Below are 6,045 nucleotides of genomic sequence, written 5' to 3' on the forward strand. Positions count from 1 at the left end.
TTTTCGTAGTTGCCGCCAGTGACGCCGGTGATCGAGTTGGTCAGCGGAGCATGGCCAGTCAACGCATCGTTTGGTGCGACGCTGGTCACGGTCCCAGTGGTTTTACCCACTTCAATGGTGATGTTCTGGCCGTTGGCCAGGGTCACGGTCACCGGCGAACCGGTCACTGGCGCACCAACGGTTGCGGTGTAAGTAACGGTGCCGCCTTCAGCCACGGAAGTATCGGCCGTCAGTTTCACGGTCGAGGTATCGATGGTGTCGGTGACTTCGGTCACGGCTGGAACAGTGCTTGTAACCAGGTTCTCGAAATTGCCGCCGGTCGCAGTGGAAATGGTCGCTTCGACTTTTCCCGCGTCTTTGTAGACGTCATCGGCTGGTGCTGGAACCGACACGGTGCCAGTGGTTTTGCCGGCTTCGATGGTGATTACTGCGCCGTTCGACAGGGTCACGGTGACTGGCGAGCCAGCAGCGTTGGTCAGTGTCGCGGTGTAGAGAATCGAGCCGCCCTCGGCCACAGAGCCGGTCGCGCTCAGCGACAGGTTGGTGGTGTCGACGGTGTCGGTCACGGTAGTGCTGACCGGCGTTTTGTCGGCGACGAGGTTTTCGTAGTTACCGCCGCTTACCCCGGTGATTGCATTGGTAATCGGAGCATGACCGGTCAACGCATCATTCGGCGCGGTGGTGGTCACGGTGCCGGTGGTTTTACCCACTTCGATGGTGATGTTCTGACCGTTGGCCAAAGTCACGACAACCGGCGAACCGGTGACCGGCGCGCCGACGGTAGCGGTGTAAGTGACGGTGCCACCTTCAGCGGCAGACTCCGTGGCGGTCAGTTTGACCGTCGAGGTGTCGATGGTATCGGTGACGTCAGTTATGGCTGGCGTGGTGCTCGGAACGAGGTTCTCGAAGTTGCCGCCGGTGGCGTCCTTGATGGTCACTTCAACTTTGCCGGCGTCCTTGTAGACGTCATCGGCTGGCGCCGCGACGGTCACGGTTCCGGTGGTCTTGCCCGCTTCGATAGTGATGACCGAACCGTTGGAAAGGGTCACGGTTACCGGGGTGCCGGCCGGATTGGTCAGGGTTGCGGTGTAAACGATCGAACCGCCTTCAGCCACAGTGCCGGTGGCGCTGAGTGTCAGGTTGGTGGTGTCGACCGTATCGGTGACGTTGGTCGAAACCGGAGTCTTATCGGCAACGAGATTTTCATAGTTACCGCCGCTCACCTCCGTGATCGCATTGGTAATCGGCGCATGACCATTCAGCGCGTCGTTTGGCGCAGCGGTGGTGACGGTGCCGGTAGTTTTGCCGACTTCGATGGTGATGTTCTGACCGTTGGCCAGAGTGACAGTCACTGGCGAACCGGTGACTGGCGCGCCAACCGTCGCGGTGTAAGTGACGGTGCCACCCTCGGCCGCCGACTCGGTCGCGGTGAGTTTGACGGTGGTGGTGTCGATGGTGTCAGTGACGTTGGTCACCGCCGGAACGGTGCTCGGCACCAGGTTCTCGAAATTGCCACCGGTGGCGGTCGCAATGGTCGCTTCGACTTTGCCTGCATCTTTGTAAACGTCGTCAGCAGGAGCTGCAACGGTCACGGTGCCGCTGGTTTTTCCGGCTTCGATGGTAATCACAGCGCCGTTCGACAGGGTCACGGTCACCGGCGTACCGGCTGGGTTGGTCAGCGTCGCGGTGTAAACGATCGAACCGCCTTCGGCCACCGAATCGGTCGCAGTCAGGTTCAGGTTGGTGGTGTCGTTGGTGTCGGACACGGCGGTGTCGGCGGACTTGCCGTCAACCGCGAGTTTTTCGTAGTTGCCGCCGGTGGCGCCATCGATGGTCACGCTCAACGAGCTGCCGCCCGCCAATGGGCTGTTCGGCGCGATGAAGTTCACCGAGCCGGTGGTCTCACCGACAGCGATGGTGATGGTCTGGCCGTTGGACAGGGTCACCACAACCGGTGAACCGGTCACTGGCGCGGTCACGGTCGCGGTGTAGACCACGGTTTCGCCTTCAGCGACGTTGGCTGTGGCAGTCAGCGACACGGTGGAGGTGTCGATGGTGTCGTTGACGGTGGTGACCGCCGGGGCCGTGCTGGTGACGAGGTTTTCGAAGTCGCCACCGGTTGCGCCTTTGATGGTCGCCTCCACAGTGCCGGCGTCTTTGTAGACGTCATCTTTCGGTGCGTCGACGGTCACGGTGCCAGTGGTTTTGCCGGCGTCGATGGTGATCACGGCGCCGTTCGACAGGGTCACGGTCACTGGCGAGCCAGCGGCATTGGTCAGGGTCGCGGTGTAAGTGATCTGGCCACCTTCGTCTACCGAGCCGGTCGCGGTCAGCGACAGGTTAGTGGTGTCGACGGTGTCGGTCACGGTGGTGCTGACCGGAGTCTTGTCAGCCACGAGGTTTTCGTAGTTGCCGCCGGAAACGCCCGTAATCGAGTTGGTCAGCGGCGCATGGCCATTCAGCGCATCGTTCGGTGCGGTAGTGGTGACGGTGCCAGTGGTTTTACCCACTTCAATGGTGATGTTCTGACCGTTGGCCAGTGTCACGACCACTGGAGAACCAGTCACTGGCGCACCGACAGTCGCGGTGTAGGTGACGGTGCCGCCTTCAGCAGCCGACTCGGTGGCGGTCAGTTTCACCGTCGAAGTGTCGATGGTGTCAGTAACGTCAGTCACTGCTGGCGTGGTGCTTGGCACCAGGTTCTCGAAGTTGCCACCGGTAGCGTCCTTGATCGTGACTTCGACTTTGCCGGCGTCTTTGTAGACGTCATCGGCTGGTGCAGGGACGGTCACGGTGCCGGTGGTTTTTCCTGCTTCGATGGTGATCACCGAGCCATTGCTCAGGGTCACGGTCACTGGCGTGCCGGCCGGGTTGGTCAGGGTTGCGGTGTAAGTGATCTGGCCACCCTCGTCTACCGAGCCGGTCGCGGTCAGCGACAGATCAGTAGTGTCGGTGGTGTCGGTCACGGTGGTGCTGACCGGGGTTTTGTCGGCCACGAGGTTTTCGTAGTTGCCGCCCGTCACGCCGGTGATCGAGTTGGTCAGCGGCGCGTGGCCAGTCAGCGCATCGTTTGGCGCAGTAGTGGTCACGGTGCCGGTAGTTTTGCCGACTTCGATGGTGATGTTCTGACCGTTGGCCAGGGTCACGACCACTGGAGAACCAGTCACTGGTGCACCGACAGTCGCGGTGTAGGTGACGGTGCCACCTTCAGCAGCCGAATCGGTAGCGGTGAGTTTGACCGTCGAGGTGTCGATGGTGTCGGTGACTTCGGTCACGGCTGGAGCGGTGCTTGGCACCAGGTTCTCAAAGTTCCCGCCGCTGGCGTCCTTGATCGTGACTTCGACTTTGCCGGCGTCTTTGTAAACGTCATCGGCTGGTGCAGCCACGGTCACGGTGCCGGTGGTTTTGCCGGCCTCGATGGTGATGACCGAACCGTTGCTCAAAGTGACGGTTACCCGGGTACCGGCAGGATTGGTCAGGGTCGCGGTGTAGATGATCGAACCGCCCTCGGCAACCGAATTGGTAGCGCTGAGCGACAGATTGGTGGTGTCGACGGTGTCGGTGACGCTGGTGGACACCGGGGTCTTGTCGGCGACGAGGTTCTCGTAGTTCCCGCCGGAAACACCGGTGATCGAGTTGTTCAGCGATGCCTGGCCGTTCAACGCGTCATTCGGCGCGGTGGTGGTCACGGTGCCGGTGGTCTTACCGACTTCAATGGTGATGTTCTGACCGTTGGCCAGGGTCACGACAACTGGCGAACCGGTCACCGGCGCGCCGACGGTGGCGGTGTAGGTGACGGTACCACCCTCAGCCACAGTGGTGTCAGCGGTCAGTTTGACCGTCGAAGTATCGATGGTATCAGTGACGTTGGTGACCGCAGACGTGGTGCTCGGAACCAGATTCTCGAAATTGCCGCCGGTAGCGTCCTTGATCGTGACTTCGACTTTGCCGGCGTCTTTGTAGACGTCATCGGCCGGTGCCGCGACGGTCACGGTGCCGCTGGTTTTTCCTGCTTCGATGGTGATCACCGAGCCATTGCTCAGGGTCACGGTCACCGGCGTGCCGGCCGGATTGGTCAGGGTTGCGGTGTAAACAATCGAACCGCCTTCAGCCACAGAACCGGTCGCGGTCAGCGACAGGTTGGTGGTGTCGACGGTATCGCTCACCGAGGTCACGGCCGGGGTTTTGTCGGCGACGAGGTTTTCGTAGTTGCCGCCGCTGGTGCCGTCGATTTTCACGCTCAGCGTGTTGCCGCCGGCCAGTGCATCGTTTGGTGCGGTGAAGTTGACACTGCCGCTGCTGGCGCCGACCGGAATGGTGATGGTCTGACCGTTGGACAGGGTCACCACAACCGGCGCGCCGGTAACTGGCGCGGTCACGGAAGCGGTGTAAACCACCACGCCGCCTTCAACCGTGCTGGCGGTGGCGGTCAGGGAAACTGTGCTGTTGTCGATGGTGTCGGTGACGTCGGTGACCGCTGGGGTCTTGTCGACCACCAGGTTCTCGAAGTTGCCGCCGGTGGTCTTGGTGATACTTGCGTCGACCTTGCCGGCGTCCTTGTAGACGTCATCGGCAGGCGCTGCGACGGTCGCAGTGCCGGTGGTTGCGCCCTTGGCGATGTTGATCACCGCGCCGTTGCTCAGGGTCACGGTCATGGCCGTGCCGGCCGGGTTGGTCAGGCTCGCGGTGTAGACGATCGAGCCGCCCTCGGCGACCGAGCCGGTGGCGTTCAGGCTGATATTGGTGGTGTCGACGGTGTCGGTCACTTTGGTGACGACGGCGGAACGGTTGGCATCGACCTCTTCGAAATTGCCGCCGGTGTGGCTGGCAATCGCGGTCTGTACTTTGCCGCCGTCGATGTACGGCGTGTTGGCAGGCGCGGCGAAATTCACCGAGCCGCTGGTCGCGCCGGCAGCGATGTTGATCACCGCGCCGTTGGCCAGAGTCACGGTCATGGCGGTGCCGGCCGGATTGCTCAGGGTCGCGGTGTAGGTGATCTGGCCACCTTCGCTGACGGTGTCGCTGGCGCTGAGGGTCAGCGTGGTTTTGTCGACGGTATCGTTGACGGTGGTGCTGACCGGAGTCTTGCTGACGTCGAGTTTCTCGAAGTTGCCGCCGGTGGCATCGGTCATGGTCACGGTGAGCTTGCTGACGTCTTTGTAGACGTCATCGCTTGGCGCTGCGATGGTCACCGAACCGCTGGTTTTGCCAGCCTCGATGGTGATGGTCTGGCCGTTGCTCAGGTTGACGGTCACCGGCGTTTGCGCGGCATTGGTCAGGGTCGCGGTGTACGTGATCGACGTGCCCTCGAGCACATAGCTTTCAGCGCTGAGGGTCAGGTGCGTGGTGTTGATGGTGTCGGCGACGTTGGTCACTGCTGGCGTCGGATTGGCCACCAGGTTTTCGAAATTTCCGCCCGAGGTTTCCTTGATGGTTACTTCGAGTTTGCCGGCGTCTTTGTAGACGTCATCGGCAGGCGCAGGGACGGTCACGGTGCCGGTGGTCTTGCCGGCATCGATGGTGATGGTCGAACCGTTGCTCAGCGTCACGGTCACCGGGGTGCCGGCCGGGTTGGTCAGCGTCGCGGTGTAGACGATCGAACCGCCTTCGTTGACGTTGCCGGTGGCGGTCAGCGAAACAGTGGTGGTGTCGACGGTGTCGGTCACAGTGGTACTGACCGGGGTTTTGTCGGCGACCAGGTTTTCGTAGTTGCCGCCGGAAACGCCAGTGATCGAGTTGGTCAGCGGCGCATGGCCGGCGAGCACGTCGTTCGGTGCGGTGGTGGTCACGGTGCCGGTGGTCTTACCGACTTCGATGGTGATGTTCTGGCCGTTGGCCAGGGTCACCACGACAGGCGAACCGGTCACTGGCGCGCCAACGGTCGCGGTGTAGGTGACGGTGCCGCCTTCAGCGGCGGTTTCGGTAGCGGTCAGTTTCACCGTCGAAGTGTCGATGGTGTCAGTGACGTCGGTCACCGCTGGCGTGGTGCTCGAAACGAGGTTCTCGAAGTTGCCGCCGGTGGCGTCCTTGATAGTGACTTCGACT

General features: G+C 61.9%; 1 protein-coding gene. It reads right to left on the reverse strand.

The genetic code is table 11. The features are described from left to right. Positions 1 to 6,045, reverse strand: a 6,045-nt coding sequence (locus ACQ4OE_RS26635; RefSeq protein ID WP_430948447.1) for an immunoglobulin-like domain-containing protein, incomplete at both ends; no start/stop codon positions are given.

The organism is Pseudomonas sp. WC2, assembly GCF_050586545.1.
Lineage (GTDB): Bacteria > Pseudomonadota > Gammaproteobacteria > Pseudomonadales > Pseudomonadaceae > Aquipseudomonas.